This is a genomic window from Candidatus Methylomirabilota bacterium, from assembly GCA_035764725.1.
Classification (GTDB): domain Bacteria; phylum Methylomirabilota; class Methylomirabilia; order Rokubacteriales; family CSP1-6; genus DASRWT01.
Genome location: DASTYT010000019.1, coordinates 16,585 through 33,905 on the forward strand (window position 1 = coordinate 16,585; position 17,321 = coordinate 33,905).

Genomic DNA, 17,321 nt, shown 5'->3' on the forward strand with positions numbered 1-17,321 from the left:
CCGGAGCTCCGGTACCACGTGACGTTTCCCGAATACGAGCAGTACGACGCCCTCGGCCTCGCCGAGCTCGTGAAGTGGGGGAAGATCTCCCCGCCCGAGCTCCTCGAGGCGGCCATCGAGCGCGTCGAGGCGCGCAATCCCACCGTCAACGCGGTGGTGATGAAGCTCTACGACTACGGACGCAAGGCCATCGCGGACGGGCTCCCCGACGGGCCCTTCCGCGGTGTGCCGTACTTGATGAAGGACCTCACGGCGTCGATCGCGGGCGTGCCGATGACGCGCGGGTCGAAGTTCTTCGCCGACACTCCCCCCGCCGCCGAGGACAGCGAGCACGTCAAGCGGCTCAAGCGCGCCGGCCTCGTGATCTTCGGTCGCACGAACACCTGCGAGCTCGGGCTCTCGCTCACGTGCGAGCCGGTGCTCCACGGCCCGACCAAGAATCCGTGGGATCCCACGCGCATCTCCGGGGGCAGCAGTGGGGGCGCCGCCGCCGCAGTGGGCGCGCGCATGCTGCCGATCGCGCACGCCTCCGACGGCTTCGGCTCGATCCGCGCCCCCGCCGCCTGCTGCGGCCTCGTGGGCCTCAAGCCCACCCGGGCGCGGAACACCATGGCGCCGGGGCTCGGCGAAGGCCTGGGCGGCCTGTCCACGGAGCACGCGGTGACGCTCTCCGTGCGCGACTGCGCCGCGCTGCTCGACGCGACCGCCGGCGCCGGCGCGGGCGATCCCTACGTGGCGCCCGCCGCCAGCCGGCCGTTCCTCAGAGAAATCGGCGCCGACGCGGGCCGGCTGCGCATCGCCTTCACCACCCGGACGCCGAACGGCGCCGTGGTGGACCCCCAGAGCCTGCAAGCCCTCGCCGACACCGTGCGACTCTGCGCGGATCTCGGGCACACCGTCGAGGAGGCCAATCCCGAGATCGACGGTGCCGCCGTGGTGCCCACTTTCCTCACCCTCGCCGCCGCCAACACCGTGGTGAACCTCGCGAGCCATCCCAGCGGCCGGCCGCCGCGCGAAGGTGACGTCGAGAAGGTGACGGCGGGCACGGCCCGGCTCGGCGAGCGCCTGACGGGCGCCGACTACGTGAAGGCCACCCAGGTCGCCCACCGGCTCGGGCGCCAGATGGCGGCGTTCCACATGCGCTGGGACGTGCTCCTCACGCCGGGGCTCGCCACGCTGCCGCCCAAGCTCGGCTGGATCGACATGATGCTCGACGACGTGCAGGAGTACTGGCGGCGCGTCTTCCACATGTCGCCGTTCACGGTGTGGTTCAACCTCAGCGGTCAGCCGGCCATGATGCTGCCCCTCCGCGTCAGCGCGGAGGGCTTGCCGCTCGCCACCCAGCTCGTGGGCCGCTACGGCGACGAGGCCACGCTGTTCCGCCTGGCCTCGCAGCTTGAAAAGGCCAGGCCCTGGTTCGATCGGGTGCCGGCCCTCGCGCGCTAGCCGGGCGCCGGCCGTCGGACGTTACTTCGGCTGCAGCCTCCACGTCCAAGCCGCCAGCGCTTCCAGCAGCTCGCGGATCCGCGTGCGCACTGTCTCGTCGGTGAGCCGGCCGCTCGCGTCGAACTTGGTCTGGGCGGCCGGCACGAACACCTCGGGCTTGTTCAGCGGGAGCATGTTGAGGAACACGCAGGTCTGACGCAGGTGATACTGCGCGCGCGCCGTGCCCAACGTGCCCGCCGAGGCGCCCATCATCGCCACCGGCTTGCCGTTGAACGGCTGCACCTGGCGGGCCGGCGACGGCCGCGAGCCCCAGTCGATCGCGTTCTTCAGCACGCCGGCCATGGAGTAGTTGTACTCGGGCAGGCAAAGAGGATCGCGTCGGCGGCCTCGATGCGCCGCTGGAAGTCCTGCACAGGCTCCGGCAGGCCCGCCGCCTCGAGGTCGCCACTGTAGAGCGGCAGCGCCGCGATCTCGTACGCCTCCAGGCTCATGCCCTCGGGCAGCATCTCGGCGGCGGCTCGAAGCAGGCCGCGGTTGAAGGAGGCCTTGCGCAGGCTGCCGGCAATGCCGAGCACGCGAATCGGAGTGGTCATGAGGCCTCCGGGCGGGTGGGAAGGAGCCGCCCCGCTGCGCGGATGCGGGCGAGGTCGTAGGGCGGCGACACGAGCAGGATCACGCGGGCGACGCCGAGGGCCTCGAGGCCGCGGCGCGGGCCCGAGTCAGCGCCGAGCCAGCCATCGGCCAGCCCGGCGAACACGGTGACGAGGAAGCGCGCGGGATCGCGCCCGGCCTTCGCGTGCGCCTCGCGCGCGACGCCGACGAGCTCGGCGAGCTGCGGGTGCCGCGCCGGCGTGTTGAAGCCGTCGGCCCAGCGGCCCGCGATCGCCGCCATGCGCGGGCCGAAGCCTCCGACCACGATGGGCGGGGCGGGATCTGATCGTAGAAAGCCGGTCGGCTGTTCGAGGCGATAGTGCGTGCCCGTGAAGTCGGACGCGTCGCCCGCCCAGAGCCGCCGCAGCACCTGGCATGCCTCGGCGACACGCGCCGCCCGCACCGCGTCGCGCTCCACCGGCATGCCGATGCCCTCCTGCTCCCGCACGTAGGGCGTGGCGCGGCTGCCTCCGGCGCCGAGCCCGAGCAGCAGGCGGCCCCCGGAGACTTGCTGAAGCGTGGCCGCCATGTTCGCGAGCAGCCCCGGCTGGCGCATGCCGACGTTCAGCACGAGCGGGCCCAGCATGATTCGCCGGGTGGCCTCAGCGAGCGCGGCGAGAGTGGTCCACACTTCCGGCACCGAGGACGCGGCGCCCCCGTCCGGATCGCGGAGATGGTCCCAGGTCCAGAGCCCGTCGAAGCCCGCCTCCTCCGCGGCCACCGCGGCCGCCCGCATCTCGGTGTAGCGGGCGCCCATAGGGACGAGGAGGAGATCGGTCTTCATGTCGGGGTCTCGCAATCCTAGAAGAACGTGTAGGAGGCGCTCAGCGAGATCGTGTCCATCGAGTGCGACGTCGGCACGAGCGTGCGCGTCTTGTCGTAGCGCTCGCGGAACGCGCGCTCGTTCGCCTGGTCGTGTCGATACTCGAGCCGGCTCACGAGGCCCCGCCAGATCTTGTACTGGAACGTGAGCGTGGTCGACCAGAGGGAGAGTCCCTTGCCGAATCCCGTGCGCGCCCCGTCGGCATCCTTGAAGTATTCCTGGCGCAGCGCGGTGCGGAAGCGGCTCGTCCAGTCGTAGGCCGCCCAGAGCCCCCAGCCCCACCACGAGGCGTCGGCATCCTGGCGCGTGTCCAGCGCGACCAGCGAGGCCTCGCGATCCTCCTTGCCGCCGGTGATCTCGCCGGCGAGCGTCAGCTTGTCGATCCCCGTGTAGACCCCGACGAGATCGAGCACCCAGCGGGTGTGGGTGTGGTTGTCGTTCTGCTCGGGCCCCACGATGGTGCCGATCGTCAGCGTGAGGTCCTTGCGCGGGGCGAGCTGAAAGCCGCCCCCGAACGACGGCCGGTCATTGTTGTCGACGGTCGTGTCCGAGCCGGTGCTCACGCCGGCCTGGACGGTGAGCCAGTCCGTGAAGGCGTAGGTGGCGACGACGCCGGTCTGGGTGAACGGGCCCGCGAGGTTGAAGAGATAGCCCCGCGAGAAATTGAGGTTGCTGGGCGACTCGATGACCTCGTAGCCGAGGAGGCTCACCCACTTCCCGGCCTTGAGGATGAGGCCGGTCCCCAGGGGAATCCGGACCGAGAGGTACGCCTCCTGGAGATCGAAGTGCGACGTGTTCCGGAATGGAAACTGATCGTCCTCGTCGCGGAATATCCCGAGCGAGTGGTTCTTCTGCGAATCCTGCCCCACCGTGAGCACGAGGCCGAACCCGAACGGGTACCGCTCGGACGGGTCCTTCTTCACGGAGAACTCGGCGATGTTGAAGGTGAAGCCCTCGACGTCGTCGTACACGCGGAACTCGTTCACCCCGCCCCGGCTGGCCCCGCCGAGATTCCACGTGTAGCTCATCTCGAGATAGGCGAAGAGACGGACCTCGTCGCGGAAGCTGGGCGTCTTCTCCTCGGGCGCCGGCGGTGTGGCGGGCGCGGCGTCGGGCGCGGCCGCGGGCTCGGCCGGCGGAGCGGGGACCGTCGTCTGCGCGCGCGCCGCAAGGGGCGCGGCGGCGAGCACCAGGGCCAGGAGCGCGAGGAGCAGGTCGGCGCGTGTCATCGACGGCTCTCGCGATCATATCCGGGCGGGCCGATCGCCCCGCTGCCAATTTCATGGGAGAATCTCCCGCGAGGACCCGACGATGACATCGCGCACCGTGACCGCTCCCTTCGCGCTCGTGCTTGCCATCGCCGTCACGCTCGTCGCCGCCCCGCACGCGAGCGCCCATCACGGCTGGAGCGGCTACGATTCCGGCACCACGCTGAACCTCACCGGCACCATCAAGGAAGCCGGGTACGAGCACCCGCACGGCTATGTGCAGCTCCAGGTCCCCGGCAAGACCTGGCGGGTCGTGCTCGCCCCACCCTCCCGGATGGAGAACCGCGGTTTGCCGCGCACCGCCCTCAGCCCCGGCAAGACGGTGACGGTCGTCGGCTATCCGAACCGCACCGACCCCGAGGAGATGCGCGCGGAGCGGATCACCGTCGACGGCAAGACCACCGAGCTGCGTTGATCCACGATCCGCGGGCGGCGGCCTGGCTGGTCTGGCTCGAATCCAGCCCCGTCGCGGTGGCGATGCGGCAGTGGCTCTGGCTCTACCCCGCGGTGGAAGTCCTCCACATCGCGGGCATCGCTGCGCTGGTCGGGGGCGCCGTGATGTTCGACCTTCGCCTCCTCGGCGTCTCCCGCGGCTTGCCCGTGGCCGCGCTCGCTGCGCACCTCCTGCCCTGGGCCCGCGTCGGGCTCGGCATGGTGGCCCTCTCGGGGGCGCTCATGTTCACCGCCCACGCGACGGAGTGGGCGCAGAATCCGGCGTTCCGAGTCAAGCTGCTCCTGATCGCCGCCGCCGGCGCGAACGCGTGGGCCTTCCACCGCTGGCCCTTCCGCGCCGTGGCGCGCTGGGACCGCGATCTGCCCGCCCCCGCCCCTGCCCGCGTCGCCGCGCTCCTCTCGATGATCCTCTGGCTGTCCGTCATCGCCTGCGGACGGCTGCTCGCCTACCTCTGACCTGGTTCGCGCTCGCCCTCGGCGCCGCGCTGCTGCAGGCGGGCCAGATCACCTTCGTCAAGGGCAAGGCGCCGCACATTCCCCCGCTGATCCTCGTGGTCTGGACGCAGGGAGTCGGCCTCGTGCTCTGGACCACGGGTATCTACCTCACGGGCGGCCGCTTGCAGATCCCGCTGCACATGTGGGGCTGGATCGGGCTCGCGACCGGCTGCGCGGGCGGGTACTCCCTTCTCCTCACCCGCGCGAGCGCGCGCGGCGACATCTCGATCGTGGGCCCGGTGCTGGCGCTTGCGCCGGTCTTCTCGGTCCTTCCCGACTGGTGGCTCACCGGCACCCTGCCCCACGGCGTCGGCTGGATCGGCGTGGGGCTGGCGGTGCTCGGCACGGCGGGGCTCAGCGCAACGTCCGGCCATAGGCTCGATCTCTCGGGCCTCTTCGCGCGTGCCGACGCGCTCGACGCGCTGGGCGCCGCGTTCTTCCTGGGCATCCTCGCCGCCATCGACCGGCACAATGTGCTCGCGATGCACGTGCCGTCCTATCTGGTGGGTGCCTATCTCGCGCTCGCGGTGCCGCTGCTCGTCCTGGCCCTGCTCCGTCGCCCTCGCGCGCTCGCCGCTTCCGCCCGCCCCGACCAGCTGCTCCGGGTGCTGATCCACGCGCTCCTCGTGCTCTCGGGTACGGGCTGTCAGGTCTTCGCGCTCGGACTGGCGCCCGCCGCCTACGTTGCGTCGATCCGCCGCACCTCCGCGGTGTTCAGCGTGCTGATGGGCAGCGCGCTGTTCCGCGAGCAGGGCCTGGCCGGCCGGCTCACCGCCGCCATCCTGACCGTGCTGGGCGCGGTGTGCCTGGTGCTGGGGCGCTAGCGAGCCCGCTCCGCGCGGTGACAGTTGCGCACGGTGAGCGCTTCGCAGTAGGCTTCCCGCGCCGCATGGCCATCGGACTCACCACACCGAAGGAGGCTTCCCCATGAAATTCGGCGCGGTCCTTCCCATCTGGCGGCTCACCACGGCGGACGCGGAGCGGCTCACCCTCGAGGCGGAGGAGCTCGGCTGGGACGGCATCTTCGTCCCCGATCACATCCTCGCCAAGCCGGCCACCACCCAGCACTACGGCCCCTCGTGGCCCGATCCCTTCTCGCTGCTGTCTTTCCTCGCCGGCCGAACCACGCGCATCCACGTGGGAGCCAGCGTCATCGTGCTCCCGTATCGCAACCCGCTCGTCGCCGCCAAGGCCGCGGCCACCGTGGATCAGGTCTCGCGCGGCCGCTTCATCTTCGGCATCGGCGTGGGCTGGGACGAGGCGGAGTTCAAGGACCTCAACCTCCCCTTCAAGGAGCGCGGCGCCCAGACCGACGAGTACTTGAAGATCATCAAGGCGGCGTGGGCCGCGGACGTTCCGCAGTTCGCGGGCCGCTACTTCACGTTCAGCGGGGCCACGTTCGCGCCGCGCCCCGCGCAGAAGCCTCATCCGCCCATCTGGGCGGGCGGCGCGCCGGGCGCGCTCTCCGCGCCGGCGATGCGGCGGGCCGCCGAGCAATGCGACGGCTGGCATCCCCTGGGGCTTTCCTGGGCGGACCTCGAGAAGGGCATCGCCACGGTGAAGGAGCTGGCCAAGCGCGCGGGGCGGCCCGACGGCGCGGTGCGCTTCGCGCCGCGCAACATGTTGGGGCTCGGGGCCAAGGACGGCAGCGCGGACCGCGTCCCGTACGCCGGCGCGCCCGATCAGGTGGCGGGCGACGTGAAGCGCGCGGCGCGGCTCGGCTGCGAGTGGGTCACCTTCGACATGCCGCCCGCCGCGGATGTGGCGGGGATGATGGCGGTGCTGGAGCGCTTCGCCCGGGAGGTCAAGCCGACGGTCGGCTAAGCGCATGAACCCTACCCACATCGGCATCGGACTGGGGATCGTCCTGTTCATCGGGATGGTCGTCATGATCGAGGCCGGACGTCTCTTCGGCCGACGGACGAAGAGCGACGACGCATCTCAGACCGGACGTACCGCCATCGGGGGCGCGGTCTACGGCCTCCTCGCGCTCCTCATCGCCTTCACGTTCTCAGGGGCGGCGACACGCTTCGACTCGCGCCGGTATCTCATCGTGGACGAGGCGAACGCAATCGGGACCGCGTACCTGCGACTCGATCTCCTGCCCGCGGCGGTCCAGCCTTCGCTCCGCGACCTGTTTCGCCGCTACACCGACTCGCGAATCGCGACGTACCGGAAGGTTCCGGACATGGCCGCGATCCAAACGGAGCTCGACCGCGGGATCGCCATCCAAGGCGAGATCTGGCGGCAGGGGGTCGCGGGATGTCAGCGGCCGGAGAACCCGCCCGCCACGTGCAACCTTCTGATCCCTGCGCTCAACTCGATGTTCGATCTCAACACCACCCGCACCATGGCCAACAAGATCCACCCGCCCGCCATCGTCTTCGTCATGCTGCTGGCGCTCGCACTGATCACGGCGCTCCTGACCGGCTTCGACCTCTCGCGCGCCGAGAAGCGGGACTGGGTGCACGTGATCGGGTTCTCGATCATCCTGTCCGTCACCGTCTACGTGATCATGGACATCGAGTACCCGCGGCTGGGCTTCTTCCGGATCGATGCCATCGACGAGGTGATGCTGCAGCTGCGCGCCAGCATGAAGTAGGGGGGCTGACGACCGAGGGTCGAGAGCGGGCTAGCGGGTGATCCAGGCCGCGATCTTCGCGATCACGTCCCCCTCGATCCCGTTGTACCCGTGGTGCGCGAAGGCTTCGCACGGGTCGCCGCGCGTGGCGCCGCCCTCGAACACCATGACCTCCTTGCGGGGCGCCCCGGTCAGCTTCTCCGTGAGGAGCGGGAGGTCCGTGTAGCGGCAGTGCTCGCAGCCGTCGTGCTTGTGATGCACGACGAGGACGGGGACCTTGATGAACTGGAGCGGCATCCCCGGCACCGCGCGGCTTCCGCGCCGCTCGGTGAGGATGGTCGAGGTCAGCACGACCCCGTCGGGGCCGCCGGCATCGCGCGGCAGCTCGGTGGCGAGAAAGGCGGCGGACTGGGTGCCGCGGCTCGTGCCCATGAGCCATACCGGACTGGCCGCGTGCTGGCGCAGCGCCGCGATCACCGCCTTGACGTCGGCGGCATGCTCGCGCGTTTGCCGGAAACCGTTCAGGAACGGCTCGCCCTGGCGGTCGGAGGGGGCGTCCAGCGTCGCGACGTTCACGCCCTGCGCGGCGAGCATCTGCCGCGTCCGCACGAGGAAATTGCCGGCGCCCCAGCCGATCTTGCCGTCCGGGGTGAGGCGCAGCCCCCCGTGACCGCCCGCGAACAGGATCACGGTGGCCTTGGCGTCGGGGGTCGCGATGAAGAGCAGCCGCTCGCTCACGCCCGGCCGCGTGGGCACGTCGATCACGCGCTCGGGCTCCGCCCAGGCGGGCGGGCAAGAAACCGCGTGGACCAAGGCGAGCAGCAGCACCGCGCCGAGGCGGGCGGCGACGCTCACGTGCGGGACGGCGCCTCCGCCTCCGGAGTGAACGAGAAGAAGCGGCGCGCCGCGGTCTGATTCTCGTAGATCGAGCCCTGGTTGAGGGCGGGCGGCAGCGGCATCCGCACCGGCACCGGCGTGACGCGCGGCTCGAGGGTGGAGGCGCCCGCCACCAGGCGCGCATCGAACTCCGCGAGGTCCTTCACGCCCATGAGGGGCCACGCGTCCGCAGCGGCGTACTCGTAGAGGAGCAGCGCGCGGGGGAGCTTCGACACGTTCTGCGCGGAGCCGTGGAGGAGCCGCACGTGGTGGAAGGACATCGAGCCCGCGCGGCCGCTGAGCGGCACTGCCTTGGCGATCTCGTCCTTGACCGCCACCGGGTCCACCGCGCCGCAGAAGTAGCCGTCGGCGTGGTGGTCGAAGATGGGCCCGCGGTGGCTGCCCGGGACCACCATGAGCGGCCCGTTGTCGCTGGTGGCGTCGTTCAGCATCACGCCCACCGCGAGCACGTCGTCGTTGGTGTGCGGGTAGAACGCCCAGTCCTGGTGCCACTCCACCGGCGAGCCGTATCCCGGCGCCTTGAGGTTGAGCTTCGAGCCGTGCAGCCGGACGTCGGGTCCCAGCAAGGCCTGGAGGATCGACACGAGCGTGGGGTCACGGTACAGGCGCTTGAAGCCGTCGAAGAACTTGTGCGGCGTCTTCACCCTGCGCACGCGGGGCGCGTCGGGACGGTGGCCCGGCTCGAGATCGTAGACATCGGTGTGGGCAGTCACCTCGCGCGCGCCCTCGAGGATGGCATCGAGCTCGCGGCGCAGCGTGTCCACCGTGGCGACGTCGAGCACGCCCGGGACCACGAGATAGCCGTGTTCGCGATAATGGGCGACGTCCTTGGCGCTGATCATGTGTCTACGGTATCATGGCGCCCGTTTAGAGCGCATCTCGACACCTCACGATCATCGGAGATCAGGAGACCTAGCCATGTCACAGCGCCGCATCAGCCGTCGCGCCGTCCTCGCGGGCGCCCTCGGCGCCACCGCCGCCCTCTCGCTGCCCCGGATCGGCTTCCCCGCCGTGAAGAAGGGCACCGCCCTGCGCATGTGGATCCTCAAGACGTACGTGGAGCCCACCAACAAGGCCATCGAGGCGAGCGCCCATCGCTGGGCGCAGAAGCACGGGGCAAGCGTCACCGTGGAGTACTTCACGTTCGAGGACATGCAGACCAAGTACGTGGCGGCGATCGAGAGCAACAGCACGCCGGACGTCGGCCAGCTCGAGACCGGCGCCCCCGCGCGCTTCGCCGGCATGGGCCAGCTGCTCGATCTCACCTCGTTCTCGAAGTCGATCGAGGGCCAGGTGGGCAAGGCGCCCGCGAACATCGCGCCCGTCACCCTGATCGACGGCAAGGTGTACTCGGTGCCGTGGTACGTCATGGGCGCGTTCTGGTACGTGTGGCGCGACGTCTTCGAGAAGGCCAAGGTCAAGTTGCCGAACACGTTCGCGGAGGCCAAGGAAGCCGCGCAGGCGCTCACCCGGCCCAAGGACAACTTCTACGGGATGGGGCAGAGCTGGAACCGCACCGCCGACGGCTACGGCGTGATGCAGAGCCTGATGTACTCCTACGGCGTGGGCTGGGCGGACAAAAGCGGCAAGTACAAGTCCATCAAGACACCGCAGATGCAGACGGTCATGAAGTGGGCCACCGACATCTACACGAATCAGCTTCAGCCCGCCGACACCCTGACCTGGACGGGGTCTGGTAGCAACGAGAACTTCATCGCGAAGAACATCGCGCAGACCTCGAACGGGCCCAGCATCACCTTCGCCATGGAGAACGCGGTGGCCAAGGCCACCGACGCCAAGGACAAGAAGATGAAGGAGGAGGCGCTGGCCAACCACGTGGCGCTGCCCCATCTCGCCGGCCCGGACGGGCGCCGCATGCAGGCCATCGCGATGTCCATGGGGGTGTTCAAGGGCAGCAAGGATCCCGAGGCGGCCATGAGCCTCATCGCCCATCTCGTCTCGCCCGAGGAGACAGTGCTGGTGATGAAGGACTCCTACGGCCAGTTCGCGCCGGTGCTGGAGAAGGCCAAGGCCGCCTCCAAGGACTACTTCAACAAGAACGAGAACTACCGGACGTTCGGCCGCGCGGCGGAGTGGTTCGCGCCCACCGGCTGGCCCGGCCCCGTCACCGCGGCGGCGGCGGAGGTGCAGGCGTCCAACGTCCTCACCGACGCGCCCGCCAAGGTCATCGTCGACAAGTGGTCGGTGGACCAGGCCATCGAGTGGGAAGACAAGAAGATCAAGGAACTCTACGACACGCTGAAGGGGTGAGCTCGCGCTCGCGTCGCTGGATCGGGGCGCGGGGCCGGGAAACCGGCACCGCGCTCCTTTTTCTCCTCCCGCTCTTCGTCCTGGTAGTCGGGCTCATCATCTACCCCTTCTATCGGGCAATCTGGCTGTCGCTCACCGACAAGCTGGTCGGCTATCCCGAGCGCTTCGTGGGACTCCGCAACTACATCTACCTGGCGCAGGACGACGCCTTCCAGCAGGTCATCTGGAACAGCCTGGTCTTCACAATGGTCTCGGTGGCGCTCAAGGTCGTCACCGGACTGGGCATGGCGCTGGTCCTCAACAACGTGATCCGCGGCCGCAACTTCCTCCGCGGGCTCTTCCTCCTGCCCTGGATCACCTCCACCGTCATCATCGCGCTCACGTGGCGCTGGATGTTCGACGCCTTCCCGGGACGCGGCTTCCTCAACAGCTTCCTGCTCGACGTGGGGCTCCTGTCCCAGCCCATCGCCTTCATGGCCACGCCGGCGGGCGCAATGGCCGCGGTGATCATCGCCAACTGGTGGCGCGCCTTCCCGTTCTTCGGCGTGTCCTTCCTCGCGGGGATGGTGAGCATCCCCCGCGAGCTCTACGAGGCGGCGTCGGTGGACGGGGCAGGCTCCGGGCGGCGCTTCTGGCACATCACGCTGCCCGGGCTCAAGCACGTGATCATCGTCACCACGCTGCTCTCGTTCATCCTCACCATCAACGACTTCAACATCATCTACGTGATGACCCGGGGCGGGCCCGGTACCGCCACCCAGGTGTTCGCCACCTACTCGTACCAGGTGGCGTTCAACCAGCTCCGCTGGGGCCGCGGCGTGACCATCTCGATCTTCGTGGTGCCAATCCTCGTGGTCGGGATCATCCTGATCAGCCGCTATCTCTTGCGGGACCGGAGGTGAGGCGGCCATGACGCGCGCCATGACCTGGATCGGCCTGGTGTTCTTCCTGCTAGTGATCCTCGTGCCGTTCTGGTGGATCGCCAGCATGTCGTTCAAGACCTACGAGCAGATCCAGTTCGCGGTGAGCATCTACGTCCCAAACCCCTTCACGTGGGAGAACTACACCGGGCTCTGGACGGAGACGCGCTTCCCTCTATGGCTCCGCAACAGCCTGGTGACAGCGCTCGTGGTCACGCTGATCACCAGCGTGGTGGCGAGCCTCGCGGGCTACGCGGTGGCGCGTCTCCGCTTCCCCGGCCGCGAAGCGGTGGCGAGCCTGATCCTCATCGTCTATCTGATCCCGCCCGCGCTGCTCTTCATCCCGCTCTACCGCGTGCTCACCGAGCTCGGCGCCACCAATCGCCTCGCCGCGCTCTTCCTCTCCTACCCGACGTTCACCGTACCGTTCTGCACCTGGCTCCTCATCGGCTTCTTCAAGGCGCTGCCCGAGGAGCTGGAGGAGGCGGCGCTCATCGATGGGGCGGGGCGGATCACCGCCTTCGTCCGCGTGCTGCTGCCGCTCGCCGCGCCCGGCCTCGTTGCCTCGGCCATCTTCGCCTTCACCCTGTCGTGGAACGAGTTCCTCTACGCCCTGGTGTTCATCACGGACGAGACGCGGATCACGGTGCCGGTGGGGCTCAACCTCCTCATCTACGGCGACGTATTTCACTGGGGCCAGCTCATGGCGGCCTCGGTCATCACGACCATCCCGGTGGTCGCGCTCTACGTCTTCATCCACCGCTGGATGGCGGAGGGGCTGGTCGCAGGCTCGGTCAAAGGATAACCGGGTGGCGAGAAGGGGTCAGCCGCGAGGCGCCGCCCGAGAGCCGTGCGCGAGGGGTATGCCGCATACGTCGAGCGGCTGGCCGAGGGCGGCAACGAAGCGGATGGCCCCTTATCGGCGCCCGGGGGTTGGCGTATCATCGGCGCATGACCCCGCACGCGCTTGCCGGCCTCGTCATCGGCCTCGTGCTGCTCGCCCTCGCGGGCTGCGGGCCGTCCAGCAAGGAAGACCTCCTCACCAAGGCGCGCGGCATCACCACCCGCGCCGAGCTGGAAAAGGCTCTCGGCAAGCCGTCGGATATCAGCAAGCTCGGCCCCCTCGAGAAGTGGACGTACAAGGCCTCCAACGGCGAAGTGGTGTACGTGATCGTGGGCGACGCGGTCACGCTCGAAGCCGCCGGCGAAACGCCGAAGAAGTAGGAGGAGACGACCCCATGCCCACGCATCACTACGCGGACGTCAATGGCCAGCGCCTGCACTACGCCTCCGAGGGCAAGGGCCCGCTCATGATGTTCGTCCACGGCTTCCCCGAGTTCTGGTACGCCTGGCAGGGCCAGCTCACCGAGTTCGGGCGTGACCACCACGCGGTGGCGCCGGACATGCGCGGCTACAACCTCTCGTCCAAGCCGAAGGACGTGAAGGACTACGCGGTGCCCCTGCTCGTGGAGGATCTCGCCGCCCTCGCCGATCACCTGGGCGCGCGCAAGTTCACGCTGGTCGCCCACGACTGGGGCGGAGCCGTCGCCTGGGCCTTTTCGCTCATGAAGCCCGAGCGGCTCGAGCGCCTCGTCATCGTGAACGCGCCGCACCCGGCCGTCTTCCAGCGTCTGCTCGCGGAGAATCCGCACCAGCAGAAGGCGAGCCAGTACATGCTCATGTTCCGGAGCCCGGAAGCGGAAGCGACGCTCAGCCACGACAACTTCGCCCTGCTGAGGCAGATGGTGCTGGGCGAAGGCCAGCCGTCGGGCTGGGCCACGCCCGCGGACAGCAAGGCCTATCTGGAGGCGTGGGGTCAGCCCGGCGCGCTCACCGGCGGCCTCAACTTCTACCGCGCGGCGCGCGTGGGCCCGCCCGCGCCGGGCGAGGCGCCGCGCGGCATCTCGCCGGACCTCTCGGCCATGACCGTGAAGGTACCCACGCTGGTGATCTGGGGCGAGAAGGACCGGGCCCTCCTCACCGCCAACCTGGACGGCCTCGAGAAGTTCGTGCCCGACCTCACCGTGCGCCGCATCCCGGACGGCACGCACTGGGTCGCCCACGAGAAGCCCGCGGAGGTGAACGGCTACATCCGCGACTTCCTCAAGGCGCGCCCGGCCTGATCGCGTCGCGGAGATGAGCGAGCCGATCAGCGCTGCCGACCCGCATCCGCGGCGCCGCGCGCGTGTCCTGGACACCGAGTTGTCCTACGTGGACTTGGGACAGGGCAAGCCGGTGGTGTTCCTCCACGGCAATCCGACCTCGTCCTATCTCTGGCGCAATATCATCCCGCACGTGGCCGACCGCCACCGGTGCCTGGCTCCCGATCTCGTGGGCATGGGCGAGTCCGGCAAGGCGCCCGGTGGCTCCTACCGCTTCGCCGACCATCAGCGCTATCTCGACGCCTGGTTCGAGGGGCTCGGCCTCACGCAGGGCATCACGCTCGTCGTCCACGACTGGGGCTCGGCGCTGGGCTTTCACTGGGCACGGCGGCATCCCGAGCGCGTCCGCGGGCTCGTCTACATGGAGGCGATCGTGCGCCCGCTGACATGGGCCGAGTGGCCCGAGGTCGCGCGCAAGGTCTTCCAGGCCATGCGCTCCCCCGCAGGCGACGAGATGGTGCTGGAGAAGAACGTCTTCGTGGAGCGCATCCTCCCCTTGAGCGTGCTGCGCGGCCTCACCGACGCGGAGATGGCTGTCTACCGGAAGCCGTATCTCGAGTCCGGCGAGTCGCGGCGGCCCACCCTCACCTGGCCGCGCCAGATTCCCATCGACGGGGAGCCGGCCGACGTGGTCGCCATCGTGGAGGAGTACGGGCGCTGGCTCGCCAAGAGCCCGCTGCCCAAGCTCTTCGTGAACGCCGATCCCGGCACCATCCTCACCGGCCCCCAGCGCGAGTTCTGCCGCACCTGGCCGCATCAGGACGAGATCACGGTGCGCGGCAGCCACTTCATCCAGGAAGATTCGCCGCACGAGATCGGCCGGGCCATCGCCGGCTTCCTCTCCCGCATCCCTTCGTGACCGCGACGCCCGGCGCGCTCGCTCCGTACCGCGTCCTCGATCTGGTGGGCCCGCTGGGCGCGCTCGCGGGCAAGATGCTCGCCGACCTGGGCGCCGACGTCGTGCGCGTGGAGCCGCCCGAGGGCAGCGCGCTGCGGCGGCTCCCGCCCTTCGCCGATGGGGTGACCCCGCCGGAGGCGAGCCTGGCCTGGTGGGCCTATGCCGGCGGCACCCGCAGCGTGGCGCTCGACCTGGAGTCGCCGGACGGCCGCGCGCGCTTCCTCGACCTCGTGCGCGCGGCCGACTTCCTCTTCGAGGCGCTGCCGCCGGGCACGCTGGACCGCTGGGGCCTCGGCTGGCCCGCGCTCCATCGCGAGAACCGGCGCCTCATCCTGACCTCCATCTCTCCTTTCGGGCAGTCGGGCCCCCACCGCGACTGGCGCGGGCCGGAGCTGATCGTGCAGGCCATGGGCGGCATGCTCTATCCCGTCGGTGATCCCGACCGGCCACCGGTGCGGGTGGGTGGCGCCCAAGCCGCATGTCAGGCCGCGGGGCAGGCGGTGCTCGGAGCCCTCGTCGCCCACTTCGAGCGCGAGCAGACCGGCGAAGGCCGCTGGGTGGACGCCTCGGCGCAGCACGCGGTGGTGAATACGCTCCTGAGCGCGACCGCGTTGCCGGCATTGCACGGCTTCACGCCGAACCGCGAGGGCTCTGCGGTGCGTACCTCGGGCTTCCGGCGGCGCATCCTCTTCCGCGCCAGGGACGGCTTCGTGGCCCTCACCGTGGGCGGCGGCGTGCTGTCGGGCGCCATGATGACGGCGCTGGTGAAGTGGATGGCCGAGGAGGGCGCGGCCCCGGACTTCATGCGCGAGCGTGACTGGGTGAAGTGGGACAACGCGTATCTCCACGCCGCGGGGGCGCGCGGCCAGGAGGACCTCGATCGCGTCGCCGACGTGGTGGCCGCATTCACTGCCACGCGCACCAAGGCCCAGCTCTACGAGGCGGCGCTACAACGCGGGCTGCTCATCGCGCCGGTGGCCGACATGGCGGATCTCGCCGAGGACCGCCAGCTCGCCGCGCGCGGCTTCTTCGTGCCGGTGGCCGAGCCCCGCCTGCGCCGTACGGTGCCCGTGCCGGCCGCGTGGGCCAAGCTCTCCCTCACGCCGCTGCGCCCGCCCGCGCCCGCGCCGCGCCTCGGCGAGGACACCGTCGCGGTGCTCCGCGACTGGGCGGCGCCCCGCGCCGACGGGGAGCCGGCCCCGGAGACGATGCGCGCGGTGCACGGGCGCCGGGCGTTCGAGGGCCTGCGCGTGGTGGATTTCGCCTGGGTGGCCACGGGCCCGCTTACCGGGCGGCTCCTCGCCGACCACGGCGCCGACGTGATCCGCCTCGAGTCGGCCCGGCGCCTGGACCCCGGGCGCACGCTCACGCCGTGGGCCGAGGGCAAGGCCGGGCCCAATCGCAGCCAGGGCTTCGCCAACTACAACGCCGGCAAGCGCTCGATGGCGCTGGATCTCGCCAAGCCGGAAGCGCGCGACCTGGCGCGCCGACTGATCGCCACCGCCGACGTGGTGGTGGAGTCGTTCAGCGCGGGCACCACCGCCCGCTGGGGCCTGGACTGGACCACGCTCAGCGGCGACCACCCGCGTCTCATCTATCTCTCCTCGTGCCAGCAAGGGCAGACGGGGCCCCACGCGCACTATCGCGGCTACGGCTCGCTCGCCGCCGCGCTCGCCGGCTTCTACTCGGTGACGGGCTGGCCCGACCGCGAGCCCGCCATGATCTACGGGGCCTACACCGACTTCGTGGCGCATCACTTCGCCTCCACCGCCGTCCTCGCCGCCCTGGATCATCGCCGGCGCACCGGGCTCGGTCAGCACATCGACCTCTCGCAGCTGGAGTCGAGCCTGCACTTCCTGGCGCCCGAGATCCTGGAGTACACGGTGAACGGGCGCGTGCCGCGCTCGGGCGGCAACGCGGATGCGGTGATGGCGCCGCACGGGATCTATCCCTGCCGGTCAACGGACGGTGAGCGGTGGTGCGCGATCGTCTGCGAGGACGACGCGCAGTGGCACGCGTTGGTCGAGGCGATGGGCAAGCCCGAATGGGCGCTCGATCCGCGCTGGCGCACCGCCGCCGGGCGCAAGACGCACGAGGCCGCGCTGGATGCGCGCCTCGCCGAGTGGACGTCGACCGAGTCCCCCGGCGCGCTGGCCGAGCGGCTCCAGGCCGCGGGCGTGCCGGCGGGCGTCGCGCAATCTTGCGCCGATCTTCACCAGGATCCGGGGCTCACGGCGCGGCGGGCCTTCGCCTGGGTCGAGCATCCCGAGATGGGCCGCACGCCCTACGAGACTTGGGCCTTCCGCATGGGCGAGGACGCGGCGCCGCGCCGGGCGCCGCTGCTGGGCGAGCACACGCGAGAGATCCTGACCCAGGTGCTGGGGCTCTCGCCGGACGAGATCGCGCGGCTGGTCGCCGCGGACGTCTTCGTCTGACGCGCCCGCCGAGCGTCGCCC

Annotated in this window: 17 protein-coding genes and 1 pseudogene; 13 read left to right on the forward strand and 5 right to left on the reverse strand. The window is 70.3% G+C overall.

The window, feature by feature from the left end; translation table 11 throughout:
* The first annotated feature begins 18 nt into the window (after positions 1 to 18).
* Entirely contained in the window at positions 19 to 1,446 is a 1,428-nt protein-coding gene (locus tag VFX14_02480; GenBank protein HEU5188535.1) for an amidase, read from the forward strand.
* 21 nt (positions 1,447 to 1,467) lie between these two features.
* On the opposite strand, the pseudogene VFX14_02485 reads toward VFX14_02480, so the two are convergent.
* The 3 genes and pseudogenes from VFX14_02485 to VFX14_02495 all read right to left on the reverse strand — a co-directional run bounded on the left by VFX14_02485 (position 1,468) and on the right by VFX14_02495 (position 4,149).
* Positions 1,468 to 2,039, reverse strand: a pseudogene (locus tag VFX14_02485) (NADPH-dependent FMN reductase).
* Entirely contained in the window at positions 2,036 to 2,881 is an 846-nt protein-coding gene (locus VFX14_02490; protein ID HEU5188536.1) for an LLM class flavin-dependent oxidoreductase, read from the reverse strand. Before VFX14_02490 ends, VFX14_02485 begins: the two are co-directional and overlap by 4 nt.
* A 17-nt stretch (positions 2,882 to 2,898) precedes the next feature.
* Entirely contained in the window at positions 2,899 to 4,149 is a 1,251-nt protein-coding gene (locus tag VFX14_02495) for an outer membrane beta-barrel protein (GenBank protein ID HEU5188537.1), read from the reverse strand.
* An 82-nt stretch (positions 4,150 to 4,231) separates the two neighbouring features.
* Here VFX14_02495 and VFX14_02500 point away from each other — a divergent pair, with 82 nt between their 5' ends.
* The 5 genes from VFX14_02500 (at position 4,232) to VFX14_02520 (ending at position 7,738) form a co-directional block, all read left to right on the forward strand.
* A complete protein-coding gene (locus VFX14_02500; GenBank protein ID HEU5188538.1) occupies positions 4,232 to 4,603 on the forward strand; it encodes a DUF6152 family protein in 372 nt (123 codons plus the stop codon).
* The gene (locus VFX14_02505; GenBank protein HEU5188539.1) at positions 4,600 to 5,097 is read left to right on the forward strand and encodes a DUF6644 family protein; all 498 of its coding nucleotides are present in this window, start codon (positions 4,600 to 4,602) and stop codon (positions 5,095 to 5,097) included. Before VFX14_02500 ends, VFX14_02505 begins: the two co-directional genes overlap by 4 nt.
* Positions 5,094 to 5,960 (forward strand): EamA family transporter, encoded by an 867-nt coding sequence (locus tag VFX14_02510; GenBank protein HEU5188540.1) that lies wholly within the window; start codon positions 5,094 to 5,096, stop codon positions 5,958 to 5,960. Before VFX14_02505 ends, VFX14_02510 begins: the two co-directional genes overlap by 4 nt.
* A 103-nt stretch (positions 5,961 to 6,063) precedes the next feature.
* Complete coding sequence (locus VFX14_02515; protein ID HEU5188541.1) at positions 6,064 to 6,960, forward strand: TIGR03619 family F420-dependent LLM class oxidoreductase; 897 nt, start codon at positions 6,064 to 6,066, stop codon at positions 6,958 to 6,960.
* A 4-nt stretch (positions 6,961 to 6,964) separates the two neighbouring features.
* Positions 6,965 to 7,738 (forward strand): DUF4239 domain-containing protein, encoded by a 774-nt coding sequence (locus VFX14_02520; protein HEU5188542.1) that lies wholly within the window; start codon positions 6,965 to 6,967, stop codon positions 7,736 to 7,738.
* Between the two features lie 30 nt (positions 7,739 to 7,768).
* Here the strand turns inward: VFX14_02520 and VFX14_02525 are convergent, their stop codons facing one another.
* Complete coding sequence (locus VFX14_02525; protein HEU5188543.1) at positions 7,769 to 8,572, reverse strand: alpha/beta hydrolase; 804 nt, start codon at positions 8,570 to 8,572, stop codon at positions 7,769 to 7,771.
* Entirely contained in the window at positions 8,569 to 9,456 is an 888-nt protein-coding gene (locus tag VFX14_02530) for a phytanoyl-CoA dioxygenase family protein (GenBank protein HEU5188544.1), read from the reverse strand. Before VFX14_02530 ends, VFX14_02525 begins: the two co-directional genes overlap by 4 nt.
* Positions 9,457 to 9,532: 76 nt before the next feature.
* Between VFX14_02530 and VFX14_02535 the strand changes: the two genes are divergently transcribed.
* The 7 genes from VFX14_02535 to VFX14_02565 all read left to right on the forward strand — a co-directional run bounded on the left by VFX14_02535 (position 9,533) and on the right by VFX14_02565 (position 17,300).
* Positions 9,533 to 10,885 carry an extracellular solute-binding protein gene (locus VFX14_02535; protein ID HEU5188545.1) on the forward strand — a complete coding sequence of 451 codons (1,353 nt, stop codon included), beginning with the start codon at positions 9,533 to 9,535 and terminating at the stop codon, positions 10,883 to 10,885.
* Positions 10,882 to 11,787, forward strand: coding sequence for a sugar ABC transporter permease (locus VFX14_02540; GenBank protein HEU5188546.1), 906 nt, complete (start codon positions 10,882 to 10,884; stop codon positions 11,785 to 11,787). Before VFX14_02535 ends, VFX14_02540 begins: the two co-directional genes overlap by 4 nt.
* Before the next feature lie 7 nt (positions 11,788 to 11,794).
* A complete protein-coding gene (locus VFX14_02545) occupies positions 11,795 to 12,610 on the forward strand; it encodes a carbohydrate ABC transporter permease (GenBank protein HEU5188547.1) in 816 nt (271 codons plus the stop codon).
* A gap of 146 nt (positions 12,611 to 12,756) precedes the next feature.
* Positions 12,757 to 13,029: a hypothetical protein gene (locus tag VFX14_02550; GenBank protein ID HEU5188548.1), complete on the forward strand. Its 273-nt coding sequence runs from the start codon at positions 12,757 to 12,759 to the stop codon at positions 13,027 to 13,029.
* A gap of 14 nt (positions 13,030 to 13,043) precedes the next feature.
* On the forward strand, positions 13,044 to 13,928 hold the full coding sequence (locus VFX14_02555; protein HEU5188549.1) for an alpha/beta hydrolase: 885 nt from the start codon (positions 13,044 to 13,046) through the stop codon (positions 13,926 to 13,928).
* A gap of 13 nt (positions 13,929 to 13,941) precedes the next feature.
* Positions 13,942 to 14,826: a haloalkane dehalogenase gene (locus VFX14_02560; protein ID HEU5188550.1), complete on the forward strand. Its 885-nt coding sequence runs from the start codon at positions 13,942 to 13,944 to the stop codon at positions 14,824 to 14,826.
* Positions 14,823 to 17,300, forward strand: coding sequence for a CoA transferase (locus tag VFX14_02565; GenBank protein HEU5188551.1), 2,478 nt, complete (start codon positions 14,823 to 14,825; stop codon positions 17,298 to 17,300). The genes VFX14_02560 and VFX14_02565 overlap by 4 nt, the downstream gene beginning before the upstream one ends.
* Positions 17,301 to 17,321: the final 21 nt, after the last annotated feature.

Excerpts from the sequence above, each read along its gene's own strand:
- VFX14_02490 (HEU5188536.1), bottom strand. The coding sequence starts at position 2,881 with ATGAAGACCGATCTCCTCCTCGTCCCTATGGGCGCCCGCTACACCGAG.
- VFX14_02555 (HEU5188549.1), top strand. The coding sequence starts at position 13,044 with ATGCCCACGCATCACTACGCGGACGTCAATGGCCAGCGCCTGCACTAC.
- VFX14_02500 (HEU5188538.1), top strand. The coding sequence starts at position 4,232 with ATGACATCGCGCACCGTGACCGCTCCCTTCGCGCTCGTGCTTGCCATC.
- VFX14_02560 (HEU5188550.1), top strand. The coding sequence starts at position 13,942 with ATGAGCGAGCCGATCAGCGCTGCCGACCCGCATCCGCGGCGCCGCGCG.
- VFX14_02530 (HEU5188544.1), bottom strand. The coding sequence starts at position 9,456 with ATGATCAGCGCCAAGGACGTCGCCCATTATCGCGAACACGGCTATCTC.
- VFX14_02515 (HEU5188541.1), top strand. The coding sequence starts at position 6,064 with ATGAAATTCGGCGCGGTCCTTCCCATCTGGCGGCTCACCACGGCGGAC.
- VFX14_02535 (HEU5188545.1), top strand. The coding sequence starts at position 9,533 with ATGTCACAGCGCCGCATCAGCCGTCGCGCCGTCCTCGCGGGCGCCCTC.
- VFX14_02495 (HEU5188537.1), bottom strand. The coding sequence starts at position 4,149 with ATGACACGCGCCGACCTGCTCCTCGCGCTCCTGGCCCTGGTGCTCGCC.
- VFX14_02545 (HEU5188547.1), top strand. The coding sequence starts at position 11,795 with ATGACGCGCGCCATGACCTGGATCGGCCTGGTGTTCTTCCTGCTAGTG.
- VFX14_02550 (HEU5188548.1), top strand. The coding sequence starts at position 12,757 with ATGACCCCGCACGCGCTTGCCGGCCTCGTCATCGGCCTCGTGCTGCTC.
- VFX14_02520 (HEU5188542.1), top strand. The coding sequence starts at position 6,965 with ATGAACCCTACCCACATCGGCATCGGACTGGGGATCGTCCTGTTCATC.